Annotated in this window: 21 protein-coding genes; 12 read left to right on the top strand and 9 right to left on the bottom strand. The window is 69.4% G+C overall.

All coding sequences use genetic code 11. The annotated features are described in order from the left end of the window. Nucleotides 1-16 precede the first annotated feature (16 nt). The 4 genes from tolQ (at nt 17) to tolB (ending at nt 4,023) form a co-directional block, all read left to right on the top strand. A complete protein-coding gene (gene tolQ / locus ASF53_RS11965; RefSeq protein ID WP_056198177.1) occupies nt 17-733 on the top strand; it encodes a protein TolQ in 717 nt (238 codons plus the stop codon). 34 nt (nt 734-767) lie between these two features. Beyond that, nucleotides 768-1,217, top strand: a complete 450-nt coding sequence (locus ASF53_RS11960; protein ID WP_056198174.1) for an ExbD/TolR family protein — start codon at nt 768-770, stop codon at nt 1,215-1,217. 14 nt (nt 1,218-1,231) lie between these two features. After that, nucleotides 1,232-2,605, top strand: coding sequence for a cell envelope integrity protein TolA (gene tolA, locus ASF53_RS11955; RefSeq protein ID WP_056198172.1), 1,374 nt, complete (start codon nt 1,232-1,234; stop codon nt 2,603-2,605). Nucleotides 2,606-2,682: 77 nt separating this feature from the next. After that, nucleotides 2,683-4,023: a Tol-Pal system beta propeller repeat protein TolB gene (tolB, locus tag ASF53_RS11950; RefSeq protein ID WP_056198170.1), complete on the top strand. Its 1,341-nt coding sequence runs from the start codon at nt 2,683-2,685 to the stop codon at nt 4,021-4,023. A gap of 776 nt (nt 4,024-4,799) precedes the next feature. Here the strand turns inward: tolB and ASF53_RS11945 are convergent. Beyond that, the gene (locus ASF53_RS11945) at nt 4,800-5,435 is read right to left on the bottom strand and encodes a glutathione S-transferase N-terminal domain-containing protein (protein WP_056198484.1); all 636 of its coding nucleotides are present in this window, start codon (nt 5,433-5,435) and stop codon (nt 4,800-4,802) included. A 269-nt stretch (nt 5,436-5,704) separates the two neighbouring features. On the opposite strand from ASF53_RS11945, the gene ASF53_RS11940 reads away from it, so the two are divergent. From ASF53_RS11940 to gltX, 6 genes are all read left to right on the top strand, one after another. Beyond that, a complete protein-coding gene (locus ASF53_RS11940) occupies nt 5,705-5,986 on the top strand; it encodes a hypothetical protein (protein ID WP_056198168.1) in 282 nt (93 codons plus the stop codon). A 162-nt stretch (nt 5,987-6,148) separates the two neighbouring features. Next, nucleotides 6,149-6,583, top strand: coding sequence for a DUF4345 domain-containing protein (locus ASF53_RS11935; RefSeq protein ID WP_056198166.1), 435 nt, complete (start codon nt 6,149-6,151; stop codon nt 6,581-6,583). Beyond that, a complete protein-coding gene (locus ASF53_RS11930; protein ID WP_056198164.1) occupies nt 6,580-8,616 on the top strand; it encodes an FUSC family protein in 2,037 nt (678 codons plus the stop codon). Before ASF53_RS11935 ends, ASF53_RS11930 begins: the two co-directional genes overlap by 4 nt. A gap of 8 nt (nt 8,617-8,624) precedes the next feature. Continuing rightward, nucleotides 8,625-8,819 (top strand): DUF1656 domain-containing protein, encoded by a 195-nt coding sequence (locus ASF53_RS11925; protein WP_056198162.1) that lies wholly within the window; start codon nt 8,625-8,627, stop codon nt 8,817-8,819. Next, nucleotides 8,816-9,895 (top strand): efflux RND transporter periplasmic adaptor subunit, encoded by a 1,080-nt coding sequence (locus tag ASF53_RS11920; protein WP_056198160.1) that lies wholly within the window; start codon nt 8,816-8,818, stop codon nt 9,893-9,895. The genes ASF53_RS11925 and ASF53_RS11920 overlap by 4 nt, the downstream gene beginning before the upstream one ends. A gap of 56 nt (nt 9,896-9,951) precedes the next feature. Then, on the top strand, nt 9,952-11,301 hold the full coding sequence (gltX, locus tag ASF53_RS11915; protein WP_056198159.1) for a glutamate--tRNA ligase: 1,350 nt from the start codon (nt 9,952-9,954) through the stop codon (nt 11,299-11,301). On the opposite strand, the gene ASF53_RS11910 is transcribed toward gltX, so the two are convergent. From ASF53_RS11910 to ASF53_RS11890, 5 genes are all read right to left on the bottom strand, one after another. Beyond that, entirely contained in the window at nt 11,298-12,077 is a 780-nt protein-coding gene (locus ASF53_RS11910; RefSeq protein ID WP_056198158.1) for a class I SAM-dependent methyltransferase, read from the bottom strand. The two genes, gltX and ASF53_RS11910, sit on opposite strands and share 4 nt — an antisense overlap. Continuing rightward, nucleotides 12,074-12,562, bottom strand: a complete 489-nt coding sequence (locus ASF53_RS11905) for a VOC family protein (protein WP_056198156.1) — start codon at nt 12,560-12,562, stop codon at nt 12,074-12,076. Before ASF53_RS11905 ends, ASF53_RS11910 begins: the two co-directional genes overlap by 4 nt. Nucleotides 12,563-12,650: 88 nt before the next feature. Next, entirely contained in the window at nt 12,651-13,865 is a 1,215-nt protein-coding gene (locus ASF53_RS11900; protein ID WP_056198154.1) for an MFS transporter, read from the bottom strand. 173 nt (nt 13,866-14,038) lie between these two features. Further along, on the bottom strand, nt 14,039-16,150 hold the full coding sequence (locus tag ASF53_RS11895) for an OmpA family protein (protein WP_056198481.1): 2,112 nt from the start codon (nt 16,148-16,150) through the stop codon (nt 14,039-14,041). A gap of 163 nt (nt 16,151-16,313) precedes the next feature. Then, complete coding sequence (locus ASF53_RS11890) at nt 16,314-17,405, bottom strand: DUF2865 domain-containing protein (RefSeq protein WP_056198152.1); 1,092 nt, start codon at nt 17,403-17,405, stop codon at nt 16,314-16,316. Between the two features lie 73 nt (nt 17,406-17,478). Here ASF53_RS11890 and ASF53_RS11885 point away from each other — a divergent pair, with 73 nt between their 5' ends. Next, the gene (locus ASF53_RS11885; RefSeq protein ID WP_056198150.1) at nt 17,479-18,033 is read left to right on the top strand and encodes a CreA family protein; all 555 of its coding nucleotides are present in this window, start codon (nt 17,479-17,481) and stop codon (nt 18,031-18,033) included. A 13-nt stretch (nt 18,034-18,046) separates the two neighbouring features. On the opposite strand, the gene ASF53_RS11880 is transcribed toward ASF53_RS11885, so the two are convergent. Then, nucleotides 18,047-18,370, bottom strand: a complete 324-nt coding sequence (locus tag ASF53_RS11880; protein WP_056198148.1) for a hypothetical protein — start codon at nt 18,368-18,370, stop codon at nt 18,047-18,049. Between the two features lie 328 nt (nt 18,371-18,698). On the opposite strand from ASF53_RS11880, the gene cysS reads away from it, so the two are divergent. Then, nucleotides 18,699-20,138 carry a cysteine--tRNA ligase gene (gene cysS / locus ASF53_RS11875; protein WP_056198146.1) on the top strand — a complete coding sequence of 480 codons (1,440 nt, stop codon included), beginning with the start codon at nt 18,699-18,701 and terminating at the stop codon, nt 20,136-20,138. A gap of 48 nt (nt 20,139-20,186) precedes the next feature. Here cysS and ASF53_RS11870 read toward each other — a convergent pair whose 3' ends face one another. Both ASF53_RS11870 and ASF53_RS11865 read right to left on the bottom strand, forming a co-directional pair. Continuing rightward, nucleotides 20,187-20,978 (bottom strand): class I SAM-dependent methyltransferase, encoded by a 792-nt coding sequence (locus ASF53_RS11870; RefSeq protein WP_056198144.1) that lies wholly within the window; start codon nt 20,976-20,978, stop codon nt 20,187-20,189. Then, nucleotides 20,978-21,580: an LOG family protein gene (locus tag ASF53_RS11865; protein ID WP_056198142.1), complete on the bottom strand. Its 603-nt coding sequence runs from the start codon at nt 21,578-21,580 to the stop codon at nt 20,978-20,980. The genes ASF53_RS11870 and ASF53_RS11865 overlap by 1 nt, the downstream gene beginning before the upstream one ends. Nucleotides 21,581-21,735 lie beyond the last annotated feature (155 nt).

Here is a 21,735-nt window from a genome sequence, read left to right as displayed (position 1 = left end):
ACGCGAGGATCGTTCGATGACTCCAGCCGATGCCATTCAGGCCGCGCCCGTCGCAGACATGAGCCTGTTCGGCCTGTTCTGGCAGGCCCACTTCGTCGTGAAGCTCGTGATGGTGGGCCTGCTCGGCGCCTCGATCTGGTGCTGGTCGATCATCGTCGACAAGACGCTCCTGTTCCGGCGCACGGAAGCCGAGATGGATGCCTTCGAGGAGGCGTTCTGGTCCGGCCGCTCGCTGGAGGAACTCTACCGCTCCTTCAACGACCGCCAGCCCACCGGCCTCGGCGCCCTGTTCGTCGCCGCCATGCGGGAGTGGAAACGCTCCTTCGAAGGTTCGGGCCGGCAGATCCACTCACTGTCGCAGCGCATCGACAAGGTGCTCGACGTCACGATCCAGCGCGAGGTCGAGCGGCTCGATTCCCGCCTCCTGTTCCTCGCCTCGATCGGCTCGGCGGGCCCCTATATCGGCCTGTTCGGCACGGTCTGGGGCATCATGACCGCCTTCACCTCGATCGCGGCGTCAAAAAACACCTCGCTCGCCGTCGTGGCGCCCGGCATCGCCGAGGCCCTGTTCGCCACCGCCATCGGCCTGTTCGCGGCGATCCCGGCGGTGCTCGCCTACAACAAGCTCCAGGCCACCGTCGCGAAGTCGCAATCGCGGCTCGAAGGCTTCGCCGACGAGTTCTCGGCGATCCTGTCACGCCAGATCGACGAGCGCCTCTCGGTCGCCGCATGACCGTGTGAAACAGATCGAAAGCGGAGCTGAATCGATGGGCATGACGCACGGCGCGGCGCAGGGTGGCGGCAAGCGCCGCCGCCGCGGACGGCGCGGACCAGGCGCCATCAACGAGATCAACATGACGCCGTTCATCGACGTCGTGCTGGTGCTGCTGATCGTCTTCATGGTCGCGGCGCCGATGATGACGGTCGGCGTGCCCCTCGACCTGCCGCAATCGAAGGCGAGCCCGCTCAACTCCGATATGAAGCCGATCACGCTGTCGATTCGCCGGACCGGCGAGATCTATCTCGGTGAGATCGAGCTGAAGGACGACGACATCGTGCCCCAGCTCATGCAGACCTCCAAGACCGGCACCGAGGAGCGGGTGTTCGTGCGCGGCGACAAGCGCGTCGATTACGGGCGCGTGGCCCAGGTGATGGCGATCGTGACCGGCGGCGGCTTCAAGAAGGTCGCCCTCGTCACCGAGCCGGAATCGAATTAGCGGAGCAAGGCACCGTGGCTCTGCGCTGGCCTGAGTCTTTTCGAAATCGCGAGCCCGGCGTCTGGATCTCGGCCGCGGCCCATGCCGCCGTGCTGGGCGCCGCCCTGTTCGCCGTCGCCGCGCCGGCCCTGCCGGACGCGCAGGAGGGCGTGCCGGTCGAGGTGCTGACCGAGCAGCAATTCTCGGAATTGACCCGCGGCGAGCGCAACGCCGAAAAGCCCGAGAACACCCCGAACCGCGCCGACCGCATGGCGGAGAAGCACGAGCAGCGCGAGCCCGAGAACGCCAAGACCGACGCGCCGGCCGCGCCCACCCGCACCGCCGACACCCGGCTCGCCGCCGTCGATGCGATGCCGCTGCGGGCCGACTCCGCCGATCCGGTAAAGGAGGAGGCGGAGGCTGCCGCGGCCAAGGCGGAGGCCGCCAAGGCCGAAGCCGAGAAGGCGGCCGCAGCCAAGGCCGCCGAGGCGAAGGCCAAGGCCGAGGTCAAAGCGAAGGCGGATGCCGCCGCCAAGGCCGAAGCGGCGAAGGCCGAAGCGGCCAAGGCGGCCGAAGCGAAGGCCGCCGCCGCGAAGGCGGAGGCCGAGAAGCGCGAGGAATTGCAGAAGCTGGTCGAGCGCGAAGAAGCCGAGGCCGAAGCCGCCGCCAAGGCCGCCGAGGCAAAGGCCAAGGCGCGCGCGGAGGCCAAGGCGAAGGCTGACGCCAAGGCCAAAGCGGAGGCTAAGGCCGAGGCAGAGGCGAAAGCCGAAGCGAAGGCCAAGGCGGACGCCGCCACGAAAGCCGAGGCGGAGGCCGAGCACCGCAAGCAGGTCGCCGAAGCCAAAGCCAAGGCGGATGCCGAGGCCAAGGCGAAAGCCGACGCCGCCGCGAAAGCCAAGGCCAAGGCGATGGCCGACGCCAGGGCGAAGGCCGATGCCGAGGCCAAGGCACGCCAGCAGGCGGAACTCGCCAACAGGACCAGCCCGGGCGACAGCCGCGAGACGCAGACCCGCGCCGCCTCGCAATCGACCGGCGCGACCGGCCGCGAAGTGCAGCGCACCGCCTCGCTCGGCGCGGCCTCCGGCACCGCCCAGCGCCTTTCGCCGTCGCTGCGCGACGCCCTCGTCGGCATGCTGCAACAGCAGATCGAGCGGTGCTACTCTGCGCCGCCCGGTGCGACGCAGGGCGTGGTGCTGCCGATGCTCGACATCCGCCTCAACCCGGACGGATCGCTCACCGCCGAGCCACGGGTCATGCGCGCCGGCAACAACTCGGTCGATCAGTCGATCGCCCAGGCGGCGCTTCGGGCGGTGCGGCGCTGCGCGCCCTTCAAGATTCCGGCCCAGTACGCGCCGTATTACAACGACTGGAAGGCCATCAACGCCGAGTTCGAGTTCTCGCCCGTGTGATCCGCCGGCTCGACCCGCCGATCCACCGCGTCATCGGCCTTCCCTTCTCGCATCCCTGAACGACCTGGACTTGTCCCATGCCTGGAACAGCCTTCACCCGGCGCACCCTCCTGCCGGCGCTCACGGCCGCGCTCGGCGTCCTCGCCCTGGCCCTGCCCGCTGCGACGCCGGCGCGGGCGCAGCTTCAGCTCCGCATCGGCAGCGGCGCCTTCCAGCCGATGCCGATCGCCATCGCCGACTTCGCGGGGGATGCCAGCCTCGGCACGCTGGTCGCCAGCGTCATCACCAACAACCTGCGCCGCTCCGGCTACTTCACGCCGCTGGAGAAGGGGCGCTTCCCCGAGAACCCGAGCTTCGACGCCGCGCCGAACTTCGAGGCGTGGAAGGGTGCCGGCGTCCAGGCACTGGTGACCGGCCGGGTCGGGCGCGACGCGTCGGGCCGACTCACGGTCGCCTTCCGCCTCTGGGACGTGGCCTCGGGCCAGCAGATCACGGGCCAGCAATACGGCACCGACGTCGCCAATGCGCGCCGCACCGGGCATCTCGTCTCGGATGCGGTCTATACCAAGGTCACCGGCCTCGGGCCGTGGTTCGACAGCCGGGTCGCCTTCGTCGATGAATCCGGCCCGAAGGAGAACCGCCGCAAGCGCCTGATGGTGATGGATCAGGACGGCGCCAACGTTCGTGCGCTGACCGGGGGCGGCGACGTCTCGGTGGTGGCGCCGCGCTACTCGCCGGCGGGGCAGGACATCGCCTTCATGACCCAGGCGCCGGGCCAGCAGCCCAAGGTCCAGATGATCGATCTGGAGACCGGCAAGCGCCAGACCGTCGGCAACTTCGCCTCGATGAGCGCGAGCCCGCGCTTCTCGCCGGACGGGCGCCGCCTCGTCATGAGCGTGCAGCAGGGCGGCAATGCCGACATCGTCACCGTCGATATCGCCTCGAAGGCGCAGACGCCGGTGACGCAGGGGCTCGCGATCGACACCTCACCGAGCTACGCGCCGGACGGCAGCCAGATCGTGTTCGAATCCGATCGCGGCGGTTCGCAGCAGATCTACGTGATGGGCGCCGACGGCTCGAACCCGCGCCGGCTCTCCTTCGGCGAAGGTTCGGCCTCGCAGCCGGCTTGGTCGCCCCGCGGCGACCTCATCGCCTTCACCCGGCAGCGCAAGGGCGGCTTTGCCATCTGCGTGATGAAGCCCGACGGCTCGGGCGAGCGGGTGCTGACCGAGGGCTTCCACAACGAGAGCCCGACCTTCGCGCCGAACGGCCAATACGTGATGTTCTTCCGCGATCCCGGCGGCCAGGGCGGCGGCAAGCTCTACATGGTCGATATCACCGGCAAGGTGGAGCAGCCGGTGCCGACCCCGTCCTTCGCCTCGGACCCGACCTGGTCGCCGCTTCTGTCGGGCAAGTAATCCCGGGCAAGTAATCCGGCCGGGCGTCGCCGGTTTCGTCGCCACGAGACCGGCCGCGCACCGCACGGTGTGCGGCTGAAGTCTCGCTGTGACGGCACGGCGCGTGCTGAAATCCGCGCGAGCCTCGACGGCTGGCACGGCGAAAACCTTTGCACTGATAATAGGAACCGCGGCGGAAGCGATCCGCAGGTGGGGCTGATGCGTGTTCGAAGTCGTGCCGTGTCGGCCGCTTCTGCGCCCCTAAGGATCTGCTTCCGTCCGGTGTTCGTGGCGGGCCACTCAGTCCGAGACCGAACGGGTTCTCAGACTATCGTCGTGGCTTCACGCTGCGGTGGAGTCATCCCAGTCTCCTCCAGCTTTCGCCAACAAACCACGCGAAGACCACGCGGTGACTTGGCCGATGTGCTTGCAAGTGCGAAGCACGAAGGTAGACTGCGTCCGTATTGGCAGGTCGTCAAGCGGGAATTTGCCGCCAAGCCTTCTGATTTTTGCCCCGACGAATGCTTGCCGAGCAAAATCGTTCGCCGGCAACGGCTTACGGCCGGCGCCGCGCAAGGGCTGTCTGCATCGGGCGGGAAACGAGCGCCGGATCCCCCCGTCACGGCGGATCGCTGCCGCGGGCGGACACAAAGCAGCATCAATCGTCCGCGAGATTGGGGAGCCTGTCCTCGCCTCTAACCCGGCGTTCGGACGGGCCCGCGGGCCGGCCTGAAGCTCCCCGGCAGGTGTGCCGGCCCGCGGACAAACCTGTCTCGGACCTGTCGGATGCTCTCGCGTCAGATCGCGGTGAGGCCGCGCTGCACCGCCGGCCGGGCAAGCAACGCGTCGAGCCAGCGGCGGACGTTGGGCAGTTCCTCGATGGCGATGCCCTGCTTGCCGTGGAACTTCGCCCAGGTCAGCGCGGCGATGTCGGCGATCGAGTACGTGTCGGCGAGATATTCGTGGGCGGCGAGCCGTCGGTCGAGGACGCCGTAGAGGCGCTTGGCTTCTTCCGTGAACCGATCGATGGCGTAGGGGATCTTCTCCTGCGCGTAGATGCGGAAATGGTGGGCCTGGCCCAGCATGGGCCCGAGGCCGCCGACCTGCCAGAACAGCCACTCATCGACGGCGGTGCGGGCGCGCTCGTCGTTTGGATAGAGGCAACCGGTCTTGCGCCCGAGATATTGCAGGATCGCACCTGACTCGAACACCGAGATCGGCGCGCCGCCCGGCCCGTCCGGATCGACGATGGCCGGGATCTTGTTGTTGGGAGAAATGCTGAGAAAGTCGGGCGCCATCTGCTCGCCCTTGCCGATATTCACCGGCACGACCCGGTAGGGCAGACCGCACTCTTCGAGCATGATCGGGATCTTCCACCCGTTCGGCGTGCTCCACGTGTAGAGTTCGATCGGCTGCGCCGTCGTGACCGCCATGCTGGCATCCCGGAAAAGCGGGCCCGCGCCCATCTTCATGTCACGGGGTAGCGCGGAACGGCCCGGTGGCTCAAGCCAAAGGCCAAGCTCTGCGCAGAGACATTGCTCGAAGCCGCATGAGACGCTTTGCGGCGGCAAGCGCGCGACCGTAACAAAACCGGAGCCATCGTGTGCAAGTTGTAGAGGGCGCTTGCTCTTTGGCCCCTGATGCGGCTGTGATGCGGCGTGGACGGCGAAGCCGCCGAATCCAACCCACCGGAGTTGCCCGAATGCTCTCTCGTCTCTTCGCCGCCGCCCTGCTGGCCGCGCCGCTCCTCCTGGCCCAGGCCGCCACGGCCAAGGAAGCCTGGAATGCACCGAGCGCCAAGGAGACGGCCAAGGAGCAGACCGGGAAGGAGCCGAGCGTGGCGCAATCTGCCGCGCGCGAGCGGCAGAAGAAGTGCGGCGCCGAGTGGCGCGCGCTCTCGGCCCCCGAGAAGACGGCCCAGGGTCCGAAATGGCCGCAATATTACAGCAAGTGCGTCAAGCGCCTGAAGGAACAGAAGGCCTGACGCGGTCGGGCGCCGCCCGCGCCGACGATCGAACCGGCACCGGGTGAACCGAACGGCAGCGAAGGTGTTGCCCTGCCGACCTGTCCTGACGGGCTCCCGAGCCGCGGCGGATGCCGGCTGTGCGCGGGAGCGCCTTGAATCGAAGACGAAAGCCTCACCGATATGGAGCGTGAACGCCGCATCCTGCAGCGCACGGTGGCGGTCGCCGCCATCATCCCCGTCCTGGCGGGGCTCTACGGCGTGCTGTTCGGCATCGACGGCATCGGCGGCGGTACCCCGGTCAACGTCTCGGCCGACAGCCATTTCCGCTACCTGTCGGGCCTGCTGACCGGGATCGGCATCCTGTTCTTCACCTGCGTGCCCGGCATCGAGGACAAGTCGCGGCTGTTCCGCTTCCTCACCCTCGTCGTGGTCCTCGGCGGGTTGGCACGGCTGCTCGGGCTTTCGCTGACCGGCGTACCGTCGCTGACCATGCTGGCGGCGCTTGCTCTCGAACTCGTCGTCACGCCGCTGCTGTGCCTGTGGCAGATGCGGGTCGCGCGCCAAGCTCGGGACCAGCGGCAGGAACTGGCGCCCGGCCTCGAGACGGTGCGGTGAGCGGGGCAGCGCAGCCGACCGGCACTGCTGGCCTCGGCGAGCGCCTGATCGACACCCTCGACCGCTGGGTGCCTCAACCCGCCGCTTGGGCCTTCGCGATCCGGATCTGGCTCGCCATGATCCTGGCGCTCTACGCCGCGTTCTGGCTCCAGCTCGACAGCGCCTCGTCGGCTGCGGTCTGCGTCGGCATCCTCGCACAGCCCAAGCGCGGCCAAGCCCTGTCGAAGGCCGGCTACCGCTTCCTCGGCACGGTGGTCGGCGGCATCGTCGGCATCGTTCTGATGGCCCTGTTCGGGCAGGACCGGGTGCTCCTGCTCGTCAGCTTCGCCTGCTGGCTCGGCCTCTGCGTCTTCGTCGCGCAATTCCTGCAGGATACCCGCGCCTACGGGGCGATGCTCTCCGGCTACACCGTGGCGATCATCGCGATCGCGCATATCGATGCGCCACAGACGGTGTTCGATGCCGCCCTCGGCCGCGTCGCCGCGATCGCCGTCGGCATCGTCGCGATCACCTTCATCAACGATGCCCTCGCCTCGCCGAGCACGTGGAAAGCTCTGCTCCCGCGCCTCGCCGCGGCCCATGCGGCGGCCAAGGCCTTTGCCCGCGAGAGCCTGACGCAGGGCGATCCCGGCCCCGAGCGCACCGCCGCCCTGATCCGGCAGATCGCGCCGATGCGGGGGGATGCCAGCGCCATCGCGGGCGAACTCGACGACGGCGTGCATCGGGCCGCGGGCGCCCGCAGCGCCATCGCCGCGCTCTACGTCCTGGCCGCAGCGAGCCGGGCGCTCGCGGCCGCGATGAGCCGCATCCCCGAACCCGACGCGCGGGTGCGGGAGGCGCAGGCGCTCGCCCTGCGCGCAGTCTCGGACGGGGAGGGATCGCAACCCGAGGCGCTCGCCCGCGACGGCGAGCGGCTGCGCGACCTCGTGGATGCCGGGATGTGCGATGCCGACGCTTCCCTCGACGCGGTCATGGCGCTTCAGCGCGCCCTCGATGTCGTCAACGCCGCGACCTTCGCCGAGGACGGTTTGCGCGCCCTCTCGGATGGCCACGCGCCCCTGCGCGACATCGCCTTGCCGACCCATCGCGACTTTCAGGTCGCCCTGCGGGCGGCGTTGCGCGTGATGATCGCGTTCGGCCTCGCCGCCGGCCTGTTCATCCTGCTCGGGCTGCCGCAATCCTCCTTCGCCCTGGTTCAGGTCGCAGCCACCTGCTCGCTCTCTTCGGTCACGCCCGATCCGCGAAAATTCGCGCAGGGCGTCTTGATCGGGATGCCGCTGGCCGCCCTCTGCGCCGGGTTCATCCTGTTCGTGATGCTCAACGGCAATCAGGGCTTCCCCCTGCTCGCCATTGCCATGGCGCCGCCGGTCTTCTTCGGCTGCCTCGTCTCGCTCCATCCGCCGAGCTTCACCATCGGCTTCATCACCCTCGTCTTCACGCCGGTGCTGCTGGCGCCGGAGAACCCGCAATCCTACGATCCGCAGACCTTCCTCGTGAACGCGCTGCTGGTCGTCTTCGCGGCGGTGATCCTGTTCCTGACGATCCGCCTCGTCCTGCCGATCTCCGCCTCGCAGCACCGGGCCTTCGCCCTCGAGGAGGCGCGTGAAGACCTCGCCGAAGCGTTGGCCGGGGAGGGAGGCGACGCCACCACGCGCACCAGCCTCAATGCCGACCGGCTGTTCCAGTTCTCGGCCTGGAATTCCGGCAGCGGCGCGGTGCGCCGGGCGAGCCTGCATCACGCTTTCGCCGTCGCGCAGTTGGAGGCCGCCGCCGCGCGGGCCCATGCCCAACTGCGCGCCCTGAGTGACATCCGCAGCCTCGCCCCGCTGATCGGTCAGGCGCGCGACGCGCTCGCCGCCGCTGCCTCGGCCGATCTCGACCGGGCGGCGCGCGCCCTGATCGGCGCGGCGCGTGTGCAGGACCGCACGGTGCGCATGCAGCTCGCGCGGGCCGCAACAGACCTCGCGACGGCCTCGCGCGTTATCGGGCGGCACCGGCGATTCTTCCGGCGCTTTTCCTTTCCCAGTTCCTGACGTCTTCCATGCAGCACGACCTCACCATCGGCGGGATCCTGGTCTCGCCCTTCATCGCCTACGCGCTGATCGCCTTCGCGCTGCTGGTGGCCCTCCGGGTCGTGTTCCGCTGGATCCGGTTCGGGCGCTTCGTCGCCAACCCGCCGCTGGCGGAAGCGGGGATCTACGTTTGCCTTCTCGCGCTCGTGGTGGTGCTCTTGTGAAACGCGACGACGACGCGCCGGCCGAGAGCCGGCAACAGGATCCCATCCCGGACGACGCGACGCCTTCCGACGAGCCGCGCAAAGGGCAGAGCCCGGCCAAGGCGCCCCCGGCCGCGCGGCGTCGGCGCGGGGCCCGCCTGCTGCGGCTGGCCGCGACCGGTCTCGTCCTCGCCTTCGCGGCGGTGGCGGCCACAATCCTCTGGCAGTTCTACGTGACCGCGCCCTGGACCCGCGACGGGCGGGTCCGCGTGCAGGTGGTCAACATCGCCCCGCAGGTCGCCGGCACCATCGTCGAGCTGCGCGTCACCGACAACCAGGAGGTGAAGAAGGGCGACGTCCTCTACGTCATCGACCCGTTCGACTATCAGGAGGCGGTGGTCTCGGCCGAGGCCGAGATCAAGAACCGTGAGGCCGACCTCATGGTGAAACAGGCGCAGTCGGCCCGGCGCGCCGCGCTCTCGACGGTCTCGACCTCGGTCGAGGAGAAGCAGCAATATGCGGGCACCGCCAAGATCGCCGAGGCAGCGCTCGAGACCGCCAAATCGCAGCTTTCGCAGGCGAAGAAGAATCTCGAGCGCACGCAGGTGCGCTCGACGGTGAACGGGCGCGTCACGAACCTGCTCCTGCGGGTCGGCGATTACGCCCAGACCGGCACCGCCAACGCGCGGGTGATCGACACCGATTCCTTCTGGGTCGATGGCTATTTCGAAGAGACCAAGATGGCGCATATCCGCGTCGGCGCCCCCGCCGAGATGGCGCTGATGGGCTACGGCGCCGCCCTGAAGGGCACGGTCGAGAGCCTGACGCTCGGCATCTCGACGGCCAACGCCGCGACAAGCACGCAAGGGCTGCCGAACGTCGATCCAGTCTATACCTGGGTGCGGCTCGCCCAGCGGGTGCCGGTGCGCATCCGCATCGACCACGTGCCGCCGGAGGTCACCCTGGTGGCGGGCATGACCGCGACGGTGGTGATCGGCGACGGCCGCGAGGGCCAGCCGGCCTGGGTCAAGGCAGCGCGCGACTGGATCTTCGGTCGTCCCGACCGGACCGAGCCCGGCGCGGAACCGAAGAACTGATGCCGAGACGGCACGTGGACGGTGCGATACCCACGGAAGTTGGGTAAAGCGGCGTCATGGCCGCTTCCCCCCTCGTCCGCTTCGCCCCCTCGCCGACCGGCTTCCTGCATATCGGCAATGCCCGACCGGCGCTGCTGAACGCGCTGTTCGCGCGCCGGGCGGGCGGGCGCTTCCTGCTCCGCCTCGACGACACCGACCGCGAGCGCTCGACCCAAGAGTTCGCCACTGCCGTCGCCGAGGATCTCGGCTGGCTCGGCATCGAGCCGGATCTGTTCTTCCGTCAGAGCGACCGCACCGCCCTCTACGACACGGCGGCCGAGCGGCTGAAGGCGGCCGGGCGGCTCTATCCCTGCTACGAGACGCCGGAAGAGCTGGACCGTCGCCGCAAGCGCCAGCTCGGCCGCGGCCTGCCGCCGATCTACGACCGCGCGGCGCTGGCGCTGACCGAGGCTGAGCGCGCCACGTTCGAGGCCGAGGGCCGGCAGCCGCATTGGCGGTTCAAGCTCGACCACCGCGTCGTCGCCTGGAACGACCTCGTGCGCGGCGAGAGCCATGTCGATTGCGCCTCGCTCTCCGACCCCGTGCTGGTGCGCGCCGACGGGAGCTACCTCTACACGCTGCCCTCGGTGGTGGACGACGCAGAGGTCGGCGTGACCCATGTGATCCGCGGCGAGGATCACGTCACGAATACCGGCGTGCAGGTGCAGCTCTTCGAAGCGCTCGCCGCCGCCGTGCCCGCCTTCGGCCACCATAACCTGCTGACGACGGCGGACGGGGAGGGGCTGTCGAAGCGCCTCGGCCACCTGTCGCTGCGCTCGCTGCGCGAGGCCGGCTACGAGCCCGCCGCCGTGCGCTCGCTCGCCGTGCTGACCGGCTCGGCCGAGGCCGTGCGCCCGATCGCTTCCCTCGACGAACTGGCAAGCCTTGTCGATCTCGCCCACCTCTCCCGCGCCCCGGCCCGGTTCGACCCGGCCGAACTCGATGGGATGAACGCGCGCCTCGTCCACGACATGCCGCTCGATGACGTGCGCGAGCGGCTCGCCGCCCTCGGCGTCCCGGCGGAGGCGGCCGAGCCGTTCTGGCTGGCGGTGCGGGCCAATCTCGGCCGCGTCTCGGACGCCGCCGCATGGTGGCAGGTGGTGAACGGCCCGGTGACGCCGGTGATCGCCGAGCCCGACTTCATCGCCAAGGCCGCCCGCCTGCTGCCGGAGGCGCCGTTCGGCCCCGGCACGTGGAAGGCCTGGACCGACGCGGTGAAGGCCGAGACCGGCGCCAAAGGCAAGGCGCTGTTCATGCCGCTGCGCCTCGCCCTGACCGGCCTCGACCACGGGCCGGACCTCGCGGCGCTGCTGCCGCTGATCGGGCGCGAGCGGGCGGCGCGGCGGCTTGCCGGAGAGGCCGCTTAGTCCGAAACCCCATCGGGCTCGGCCTCGATCATCATCACGTCGAGGGTGAAGCTGCCGTCGTCTTCCACCGCGAAATGGGACCGCACCGGCTCCGGCGCGCCGGTCTGAAGCGCGCGGATGGCGGCGATGCTTGCCTCCGGGGTGCCCATCCGGGCGACCCACGATGGAAACTCCATGCGCACGCGCCAACGCTTAACGGCGCCGGGCACGAAGCCGGCTTCCGCCAGCATCCGGCGCCATTCCGCCTCGCCGTAATCGCGCACATGGGACGGATCGCGCAGCAGCTCCCAGGCCTGGAGATGGGTATCGAGCAGAGGCGGCCCGGGATGCACGACATCGACGAGGCCGAGGCGCCCGCCGGGCGCCAGGACGCGGTGCGCCTCCCGCAGGGCGGCGGGGACATCGCCCCAATGGTGGGCGCTATAGCGCGACAGCACGCAGTCGAAGCTCGCATCGGCGAAAGGCAAAGCCTCGACGCTGGCCTGCCGCGTGGTGACGTTCGCCAACCCGCGCCGCCGCGCTTCCGCTGCCACCGCGTCGAGCATGGCCGGTGACAGGTCGAGCGCGGTGACGGCGCGGACCTGCGGCGCCACCGCGTAGGTCACATGGCCGCCGCCGCAGCCGAGGTCGAGCACGGCCGCATGGGGGAGGGCGCCGAAACGGGCCAACGCCGTGAGATCCTCGCCCGCAGCATGGACGGCGCTCGCGACGTAATCGGCCGCGCGGCTGCCGAACTGGCTCGCGGTATGGGCGTCGTGGTTCAGCGGTTGGCTCATGGCGTCTCATCTTTCCCGGCGGCGCGTTCGAGAGCCGCGACGTCGAGCTTCACCATGCCCTGCATGGCGGTGAAGACGCAGGCGGCCACCTTCGGATCGGGATCGGTGAGGAGGCGCGGCAGGACCTCCGGCACGATCTGCCAGGGCACGCCCCAGCGGTCGCGCAGCCAGCCGCAGGCGATCTCCGCGCCGCCCTCCGCGGTGAGCGCCAACCACAGACGGTCGACCTCGGCCTGATCCCGGCATGTGACCGAGATGGAGGCGGCGGTCCCGTAATCGACGGACATGCCGCCGTTCAGCGCCTGGAAGCTCTGCCCGCCGAGGGTGAAGGCGATCAGGATCGGCTCGCCTGTCTCGCCGCCCGGCCAGGGGCCAGGTGCGCGCTGGACGTGGTCGATCCGCGAATCGGGCACGAGCGAGACGTAGAGGCGAACGGCCGCCTCCGCATCCTTGTCGAACCACAGGCAGGTGCTGACGTTGGCCATGTCGCGCGCTCCCTTTCCGCCGCCAGGATAGCGAGCGCACCGCCCGAAATTCAATCGGGTCGCCCAGCCGTATCAAAGCTCCGGGGTGTCAGCCGCCCGTGGGCGGGAGCGGCGCGAGCCGCGTCAGGCGCAGCGCAATGAGCAATGCCGCCACGTAGAGGCTGCCGAAGAAGCCCGCGACGCCGGGCCAGCCGTAATGCAGGAAGAACCAGCCGCCCGCCGTGCCGAGCAGGGACGAGCCGAGATAGTACATGCAGAGATAGATCGCGGAGGCCTGCGCCCGGTCGGTCAGGGCCCGGCGCCCGACCCAGCTCGACGCCACCGAATGCGCGCCGAAGAAGCTGATTGTGACGACGGCGATGCCGCTGATGATGAGGACGAGGTTGTCCGCCAGCGTCAGCGCGATTCCGCCGATCCCGAGCAGGATCGCCAGCCACAGAACCTTGCGCCGCCCCAGAACCCCGGCGACGTGGCCGGTGATCGCCGAACTCGCCGTGCCGGCGAGGTAGACGATGAAGATCAGGCCGATCACCGTCTGGCTCAGGGAGAAGGGCGGTTCAAGCAGGCGGAAGCCGATATAGTTGTAGACGCAGACGAACCCGCCCATCAGCAGGAACGGCTCAACGAACAGCCAGGGCAGGCCGGCATCGCGGAAATGGTGAGTGAAGGTGCCCGGCACCTCGCGCCAGCGCATCCGGTGGGCAAGGAAGTGCTGCGAGGCCGGCAGGGCGAACTGGAAGGCGACGGCCGCGAACAGCGCCAGCACACCGATGATGCCGAGGCCCCAGCGCCAGGAGGCGTGGTCCGCGATCACGCCGGCGAGCAGCCGCCCGACCATGCCGCCAAGCGCATTGCCGCCGATGAGGAGCCCCATCGACAGGCCGATGGCGCGCCCGTGCATCTCCTCGCTGAGATAGGCCATGGCGACAGCGGGCAGGCCGCTCGCAGCGATGCCGGTGAGCGCCCGCAGCAGGAGGAATCCATGCCAGCTCGGCATCAATACGGCGCCGATGGTGAGCAGGGCCGAGGCGAACAGCGAGACCGCCATCACCCGCTTGCGCCCCCACACCTCGGAGAGCGGGCTGACGATCAGCAGCGAGATTGCGAGCGTGGCACAGGGCAGCGACAGCGCGAGGCTGCTCTCGGCCGGGGAGACCGCGAAGGTGTCGTGAAAGATCGGCAGCAGCGGCTGGACGCCGTAGAGCACCGCGAAGGTCGAAAAGCCCGCCGCGAACAGGGCGAGCGTCGCCCGGCGAAAGGTCGGCGTCCCGGCCTCGATGAACCGGTCGCTGTCGTCCGCCATCGCCGTCCCGTGCTGATCTCGCTTGACCCTCCCCCACCTAGCTGCAGGTGGGGGAGGGTCAAGCGCCTCGTCGCGGATCGGGTATTCGGGACGAGGCGCTTGATTCCCGGTTTTCGCATCGTCCTTTCCGAAGGCCGGCGGCCGCCGTTCGGGACGATACTGGGGCGCCTCGATTAACGCGGTGCCGGGGGCTGTTGCCCCTCCGCCTGCTGCTGGAGCAGCGGGGTGATGCGGCGGACGGTGACGCGGCGGTTTTCGCGGTTGGCCTCCTGCGTGTTCACCTTCAGGTACTGCTCGCCGTAGCCCTGCGTGGTGAGGTTCTCCGGCGGCACCTGGAAGTTCTGCGTCAGCACCGCGGCGACCGACTGCGCGCGGCGATCGGAGAGCGAGAGGTTGTCGATGTCCGAGCCGACCGCATCGGTGTAGCCCTCGATCAGGAAGACCTCCTGCGGGTTGTCCTTGATCGTCCGGTTGATCGCCTCGGCGATGGTCGAGAGGCGCTTGGCCTGTTCGGGCGTGACCGTGAACGAGCCCGTGTCGAAGGTGATGGTGTTGATGTCCACCGACGGCATCCGCGCACGGAGCTGCGGGCTGTAGCGCACCTGATCCAGGCTGTAGCGCCGATCGAGCTTCTGGACCGGCGGGGCCGAGAGCGCCTCGTAGACGGCGCGCTGATCGGCCTGCTCGTAATCCACCACGTAGCGGTCGCGCGGGATGCGGATGTCGGGCGGCGGCAGGTCCACCACATCCTCGTAGATCGGCCGGGGCGCGCCGCCATAGGCGTTGTTGATGATCACCACCTCGCGGCCGTCGCGGTAGCGGCGGGACCGGCGCAAGAGCCGGCCGTCATCGTCCACGACGGTGATGATCTGGCCGCCCGCCGGGCTGTCGACGTAGCTGTAGATCTCGCCGCCGCGCCGCTCGCTGCGATAGCCGCGATCGCCGTAGATGGTGCGGAAGCGCTCGTTCTCGTCGTGGCGAATGAAGGTGGTGTCACGGTCGCGCACAATGATGCGGCCGGGCTCCCGGTAATAGGTCCGGCCATCGACATCGTATTCGCGACGGTCGCGGCGGATCGTATCGTAGTCGCGCCCGCGATAATCGTCGTCGCGGAAGCCGCCGGGGACGTAGGCCGGGGTGCCGGGCACGTTGAGGCGGTCGCGACGGTCGCCACGGCGGTCGTCGGACAGGCTCTCATCGCGGCGATCACCGTCACGACGGTCGTATCGATCATCGCGGCGGTCGTCGCGCCGGTCGCCATCGCGCCGGTCGTCGAGGCCGCGGGCATCCGGCCGACCGCCGGGCTGACCGGGTTGGCGCAGGTCCGGCTGCGTGCCAGGCGGCGTCACAGGCTGGCCGGGAACACCGGGTTGCTGGTTCGGCGCCACCGGACGACCGGGGATACCCGGCTGCTGATTCGGCAGCGTGCGCGTGCCGGGCGCCTCCCGAGCGCCGTCGGGCTGCGTCGCCGTGGGTGCGGCCGGCTGATCCGGGCGGGTGGGCTGCTGCACGTTCGGCGTCGCCGGACGACCCGGAACGCCGGGCTGCTGGTTCGGCGCGGTCGTGGGCTGAGCCGGATTCGGGGCAGACGGTGGCGTCGGCTGGTTCGGGCGCTCCGCATTGGGCGGCGTCGGCGCGTTCGGAGCCCGGCGCTGGGTCGGCGTGCCGTCGGGACGATCGGCCTCGCGACCGGCGGGGCGGCCCAGACGATCCTGTCCGTCACGGTCGGGCCGCTCGGGGCTCTCGCGCCGAGCCGGCGCCTCACGCTCGGGCGCCTCGCGCCGGGCGGGTGCCTCGCGGTCCGGCGTCCGCTCACGGGCAGCGGGCGCGGCCGGCCGCTCGTCGGACCGATCGGGGCGCTGCGGCGGTGTCGCGCGCTCGGGCCGGTCCGAACGCTCCTGGCGCTCGGGACGCTCCTGGCGATCAGGGCGCTCTTGCCGCTCCTGCGCCGCCGGGCGTTCGAGACGCGCCGGACGCTCGGCGGGTTCGGGCCGCTCACGGGCGGCGGGCGCTTGGCGCGGCTCGGGCCGCTCCGGACGCTCGGATCGGTCCGGCCTCTCCCTTGCCGGCGAGCCGCCGCGCTCGACACCGCCGCGCTCCGCCGGGCCGGCACCACCGGTGCCACCCGGTCCGCGTCCGCCGCCGCGCAGTCCCTCGCCGGCATCCTCGCGCTGCGCCAGTTCGATCCGCCCGCTTTCGCCCAGAGACCGTGCTGCGGACAGATCGGACAGGACGAGCGCGGGCAGAATGGTGCCGGCAAGGAGCAGCGAGCGGGTCATCCGCATGAAGTCGGCCTCGTAAAACACAATCGGCGGTTCCGAACACGGGCGGACCGGATTGGTTCCCGATCGCTCCGCGCCGACATCCGACGGCGACCAGTCGAGGCAAGCGCTTCGTCTTCGGCTTTTCGAGCGACGAAGCCGGGCTTTGCGCCCTGCGGCGTGGGTGTCAGGGGATGGGTGTCAGGGCCGGGGGCGGAAGGAGGCTCGGCACGATCACGCGAATGGCGCTGCGGCTCTCGCCGGTCGAGCCGGTCTGTTCGGCCTCGTCCTTGACGGCCGGCGCCGCGATGCCCTCGCGGTTGGCGGCGTCGGCTGCAAGGCCCGCCGCGGTCCGGTCGGCGCGGCCGACCAGGGTCAGGCGCACCTTGGGCGCGCGGGAGAGTTTCTCGGCCGTCATCGGGGTGACGAAGATGTCGCCCTTGTGCCGCACCAGCATGCTCTCGGCCTTCACCAGAGACTGCGCCCAGCTCTGGCCCTCCTGCTTGCAGGAGCAGTCAGCGGTGAAGCTCTTGCGGAACTTGAAGGCGGTCGGCAGCGCCGTGTAGGCGCGGCTGCCTTTGACCGTAGCGGCGTATTTCAAGGCCTCGTCGCCATGCGGCATCGAGTAGGCGACCGCCTCCGTGCCGGGGCAGAGTGCCTGGCACATCTCGTCGGCCCCGCCACGCCCGTCCGGCAGGTTGCCCATCGGGAAATAGGAGCCGTCGCAGGTCTTGACGCAGATGACCTTCGGACCGCCCCGGGCGGTCTGGGCGCCGAACACGTTCTCCTGTCCCTCACCGGGGATCAGGCCGGTGCAGGCATTCGAGACGGCGGCAACGAGGTGCCGACGGCGTGCGGCGACGACCTCGCCATCCCCACCGCCATAAGTGGCGTTGAGCGAACGGATCCGCGCTTCGACGGCACCGCATTGCGGGGGCCGCGTGTCGAAGAACAGGAACTTGCCGCCCTCGCAGTTGAGGCTGCGATAGTAGGATTCGAGACGCGCGACCTCGCTCTGGAGCGCCGACGCGGTCGAGGCGCTGGCGTTGAGGTTGGCGAGTTCGGTTCGGTAGCGCTGGCAGGCCCAGACATCCGGCGCGGCCGCAGCCGGCGACGCTCCCCCAAGGGCAAGCGCGGTGAGCACGGCGCCGATTGCGCGGCGAAACTGCGGTCCGATCATCGGCATGGTGCGGATGCTGGGGATCTCGAGCAGGAGGTCGCGGGGAAGGACGCGTGAGGATGCCGGGCCGCGCGAAGCGGCACAAGCGATCACCGACATGTGTTAAAGCCCCTCGCCCTTTCGGGACAGAGACACCACGTCTCTGCGGCTAAGCTTTGAGGGGATTGCGTCGATGATGTGGCTCACGGGCACCAATGGGAGCGGTCGGCCGATGGCGGCGGGCCTCGTCGCGGGCGTTGCTGCCCTCGTCGCTTCTTGTCTCGCCGCGTCCGCCCCGGCCCAGGCACAGGAGCCCGACCGGATCTTCGACAAATCGACGGTCTGGCGCCCGCTGACACCCAACGACAAGCTCGTGGTCTACGGCATCGACGATCCGGCCGTATCCGGTATCGCCTGCTGGTACACCCAACCCGAGAAGGGCGGCATCAAGGGCACGTTCGGCCTCGCGGAGGATGTCTCGGACATCTCGCTCGCCTGCCGGCAGGTCGGCCCGGTCCAGTTCAAGGACAAGGTGAAACAGGGCGAGGTGGTGTTCAGCGAGCGCCGCTCGCTGATCTTCAAGTCGATGCAGATCGTGCGGGGCTGCGACGTCAAGCGCAACACGCTGATCTACATGGTCTATTCCGACAAGGTGGTTCAGGGCTCGCCCAAGAACTCCACCTCCGCCGTGCCGCTCGCGCCCTGGGGCACCGAGCCGCCGCCGAAATGCGCGGAGTTCGTGAAGTAGGGCGTCCGCCCGTTCAATCCTGGCAGGTGATGCGCACCGGGCGCGGCGTGCTCTTCACGGGAGCGGCGTCGCCTATGGCGCCGGTATATTCGTCCTGCGCGGCGATGCCGTAATTGGCGGCGCTGGCAAAGCCCTGCGACTCGCACCACGCATTGGCGACGACCTGCCCGCACTCGCTCGGGCCGCCGCTGAGGCACTCGCCGACGCCGTAGCCGTCCTCGGCCGGAATCAGGAACGTCTTCTCGACATGCTTGGGCGCAGGCGCGGGCTCACTGCCGGCGAGGGCCGGCAGGGCGGCGGTGGCGAGGACCAGAAGGGCGGCGACCGTGCGGCGCATGGTGAAAACCTTGTGAACGGGTTCGTTCGAGTGCGGAGTGTTCGGACGGCGCGGTAAACAATTCCTTGCCGGGCCGCTGTCGGTCGGCTGAGGGAGGGCCGATCCGCCGCCCCGCTCGAATTCATCACGGTTTTGCGGTAGCCCAACCCTGGCGCGGCGACCGTCGCGGCAGCGCAACAGCAGCGGCCGGCGGCTCCGGCGAGACTGTGGCAGCGGTGCCGTTCGGCGCCATGGGGCGGCCGGCGGAAGATGCTGGGCCGCAACGACAAACGACGAGGGCGGCAGGGGCCGCAGGGGAGGCCGGGCGAGCCCGGCAGGAACGCAGTCGATGACGCCGATGTTGCGCCTCTACAACACGCTGACCCGCGAGAAGGCGGCCTTCGTTCCGATCGATCCGACGAATGTGCGGATGTATGCCTGCGGGCCGACGGTCTACGACGCGGCGCATATCGGCAATGCGCGGCCGATCATCGTCTTCGACCTGCTCTTCCGGCTGCTGCGCCACCGCTACGGGCCGGCGCACGTCACCTATGCCCGCAACGTCACGGACGTGGACGACAAGATCAACGTCCGCGCGCTCGAACGCGGCATCACCATCCGCGAACTGACCGACGGGACGCTGGCGCAGTTCCACCGCGATATCCGCGAGCTGGGCGTGCTCATGGCCGACGACGTGAACCGCGCGGGCGAGCCGGCGCGGTTCATCGAGCCGCGGGCGACCGACCACATCGCCGAAATGCACCGGCTGATCGAGGGGCTGGTCGTCGCCGGCCACGCCTACGTGGCGGAAGGCCACGTCCTGTTCGACGTCCCCTCCATGCCCGATTACGGCGCGCTCTCGAAGCGCCCGCTCGACGAGATGGAATCCGGCGCCCGGGTCGAGGTCGCGCCCTACAAGCGCTCTCCGCTCGACTTCGTGCTGTGGAAGCCCTCGAAAGCGGGCGAACCGTCCTGGCCCTCACCCTGCGGGATCGACGCGGCCGGCCGGCCCGGCTGGCACATCGAGTGCTCGGCCATGTCGTGGAAGCATCTGGGCGAAACCTTCGACATCCATGCCGGCGGCCTCGACCTGATCTTCCCCCACCACGAGAACGAGGTGGCCCAATCGCGCTGCTGCTTCGGCACCGACGTGATGGCCAATGTCTGGCTCCACAACGGCTTCCTGCAGGTCGAGGGGGAGAAGATGTCGAAGTCGCTCGGCAACTTCATCACCATCCGCCAGGTGCTGAACGACTGGCCGGGCGAGGTCGTGCGCCTCAACATGCTCAAGACCCACTACCGCCAGCCGATCGACTGGACCCTGCGCGGCCTGGAGGAATCGAGCCGGATGCTGGACCGCTGGTATTCCGTCGTTGGCGAAACGGACGCGGCGTCAGTGCCATCGGACCGCTTTGTCGAGGCGCTCTGCGACGACCTCAATACGCCTGCTGCGATAAGCGAACTGCACCGTCTCGCGACGGCGGGACGCCTCGACGAAATGGTCCTAAGCCGAGACGTGCCGGGGCAGGCCACTCAACCGGCGGCATTAAAGGCTAGCGCCAACCTAATGGGATTCTTGCGGCAGACGGCGAGCGCGCGAGCGAATGCGGAGGTAGCGAAGGCCGGCATCGACGTGGCGCGGGTCGAGGCGCTGATCGCCGAGCGCAAGGCGGCCCGCGCGGCGAAAGACTGGGCCGCCTCCGACCGGGTGCGCGATGCGCTCACCGCCATGGGCGTGAGCGTGAAGGACAACAAGGACGGCACCACCAGTTGGACGGTGACGGGCTGAACGGCTGCCCGACCCTCGGGTGATGGCCTCGCGCAGCGCGGACGCGGATCAGCCTTTCAGCCGCTGCAACCAACCCGCACGGTGGGCGTAAGAACGCCCACTCAGGCGGCGCAAAGCCTCGGTCGTCGGCACGATCGGGTGCTCGGCATAGACCTGCGCGATCTCGGCGGCGGTGTTGGGCAGCCGCGTGAATTCCTCGACGATCGCGTCATAGTTCGTCTTGAGCGTGCGCGAGGATGGATCGAGGCCGGTGACGATGACGAGGCCGGTGGGCGCGGCGTCCACGAGCATCACGTCGAGATCCGGCCGGTAGCGCGCCAGGATCGGCACGATCTTCCAGACGTCGCCGGTCCACCAGTTCTCGAACGGGGTGCCGCGCCCGCGGATGCCGGCCTGCATCGGGTCGCGGTCGGCCATCGGCTCGGCCACCGGCAGGCAGTCGTGCATGACGATGATCGAATCTCGCCGGCAGATTGCTTCCGTGTTGAAGAAATCTCGCAGCAGGAACTCGAACAGGTGCATGCCGTCGAGGAAGGCGAGATCGATCCGGCCGCCGACATGGCGGCGCAGGTTCAGGTTCGCGAAGAACACATCGCTCATCACCTGAAACAGCGACACCCTGACCTTGTTGGCCGCGACGTTGGTCTTGAGCCGGAACTCGGGATCGACGGCGACGCCGTGGCGGCAGGCGATGCCCGAGAAGATGTCGCCGAAGGCAACGCCGATTTCGAGGTAGCGCTGGACAGCGGCATTGCGCGAGAGGCGGGCCAGCACCGTCCCGTAGAACTCGCCCTGGTGCTCGCCGGCGATGGTCTGGCCGGGCTCGATCGGGGCTGACATCAGAAGCGCTTCTCGATCAGTTCATCCGCCAGCGGTGCCGGTTCGACCCGGGCCAGAACCTCGCGCAGCGTCTCCACGACGAGGTCGGGATCCTCGCCGACGAGGTAGTTAAGGTCGAGCCCCTCGCGGATGAAGCCGTGGGCGCGCATGTGGTCGATCAGGGTGATCAGCGGATCCCAGAAGCCGTTCACCGAGAGCAGCAGGATCGGCTTGCGGTGCTGGCCGAGTTGCGCCCAGGTCAGCTGTTCGACCAGCTCCTCCAGCGTGCCGATGCCGCCGGGCAGGGCGACGAAGGCGTCGGCACGGTCGAACATCAGCTGTTTGCGGGTGTGCATGTCGGAGACGACGATCGTCTCCTGCACCGCATCGAGCATGCGCTCGCGTGACTTCAGGAAGTCCGGGATGATGCCGGTGACGTAGCCGCCCGCGTCGAGCGTCGCACTCGCGACGGTGCCCATCAGGCCGACATTGCCGCCGCCATAGACGAGCTTGATCCCCTCATGGGCCAGGGCGGTGCCGAGCCGCCGGGCGGCGTCGGCGAAGGCCGGATCGCCGCCGAAGCCGGATCCGCAATAGACGCAGACGGAGGTGAGTTGCGCCATTACGCGTCTCCCCGGCCGCGACGGCGGGACAGGGCTGGGCCTGTGTCCAAGCGACAGAATGCTGAGTTTGCCGAGGAAACGACGGCGCGGGCGTGTTCGAGCTTTGGTGTTCTTCTCATGTTCGTTAATATGTCACCGGATTTAGACGGGTTGTC

Origin of the sequence: Methylobacterium sp. Leaf123 (assembly GCF_001423405.1) — a bacterium.
Classification (GTDB): Bacteria; Pseudomonadota; Alphaproteobacteria; order Rhizobiales; family Beijerinckiaceae; genus Methylobacterium.
Note: the sequence above shows the minus strand (reverse complement) of the source record. Positions and strands in the feature narration are given on the sequence as shown.